Here is a 1,106-nt window from a genome sequence, read left to right as displayed (position 1 = left end):
CGGCCACATTGCTGATCTGACGCTCTTTACCCAGAGCACCAACACTCATCACACCCACCGGTGCAGATCCCGCATAGGTATAGGTGGTGCCGTTGACCACGCCGTTCGGGGTCGCTGTAGCGGTTGCCGTTGTAGCGCCATTACCCAGAGCAACCGAGTTGGCCACTGTAGATGCTGCACCATTACCCACGGCAATCGCAGTTGGTTGCCGTCGCAGCTGGCAGCCGGGCCGACCGCGACACTATCGGTACCCGTGGCAGCGCTATCAGCCAGGGTCGAGTTGGCGTGGAAGTACTTGATGCCAGCGCCGTTGTTGACGATGTCACCAATGGTCTGGTTGGTCGCATACAACTGCGCACCGTTGACCGCATCAGTTGATGCCGCACTCAAGGTGCCAGCCGTCAGGTTGGTGATTTTCACACCACCGGCCGGAGCCCCCGTGCCACCGGTGGCCCCCAGGGTAATGGTGTTGCCGCCCAGGGCATCGTATTTCACCGCAATATTGGCCGTGTTGACCACATCACTATTCAACGCGGTCAGCGCCCCCGCTACGCTGGTTTGTGCCGTGGTGGAACCTACCGCGCCGGTGGTGCTGACAGTGTTGATCGGCTGGCTGAAACCAGTAAGACCAGTAGTAGGCGAATAGGTCGCGCCGCCGCCCAGGGTACTGGCCGAGCTGTTGCCCAGGGTCGTGGTTTGAGTGCCGAGAGTACTCATCGACGTGTTGGTGGCAAACAGCTGGCTACCGTTGACCGCATCAGTGCTGCTCGCACTGACTTGGCCGGCGGCGACATTGCTGATCTGACGCTCTTTACCCAGAGCACCAACGCTCATCACACCCACCGGTGCAGATCCCGCATAGGTATAGGTGGTGCCGTTGACCACGCCATTCGGGGTCGCCGTAGCGGTTGCCGTTGTAGCGCCATTACCCAGAGCAACCGAGTTGGCCACTGTAGATGCTGCACCATTACCAATAGCCACCGCATTGGCAGCCGTCGAGCTGGCAGCCGGGCCGACCGCGACACTATCGGTGCCCGTGGCAGTGCTATCAGCCAGGGTCGAGTTGGCGTGGAAGTACTTGATGCCTGCACCGTTGTTGACGATGT

Annotated in this window: 1 pseudogene; it reads right to left on the bottom strand. The window is 60.6% G+C overall.

Annotated elements, in window-relative coordinates:
* Window positions 1–351: 351 nt before the first annotated feature.
* Window positions 352–1,106: pseudogene (locus JFV26_RS14545) on the bottom strand (hypothetical protein); the annotation flags it as partial.

It is taken from the genome of Pseudomonas sp. TH31 (assembly GCF_016650815.1).
In the GTDB taxonomy this organism is placed as follows: domain Bacteria; phylum Pseudomonadota; class Gammaproteobacteria; order Pseudomonadales; family Pseudomonadaceae; genus Aquipseudomonas.
Note: the sequence above shows the minus strand (reverse complement) of the source record. Positions and strands in the feature narration are given on the sequence as shown.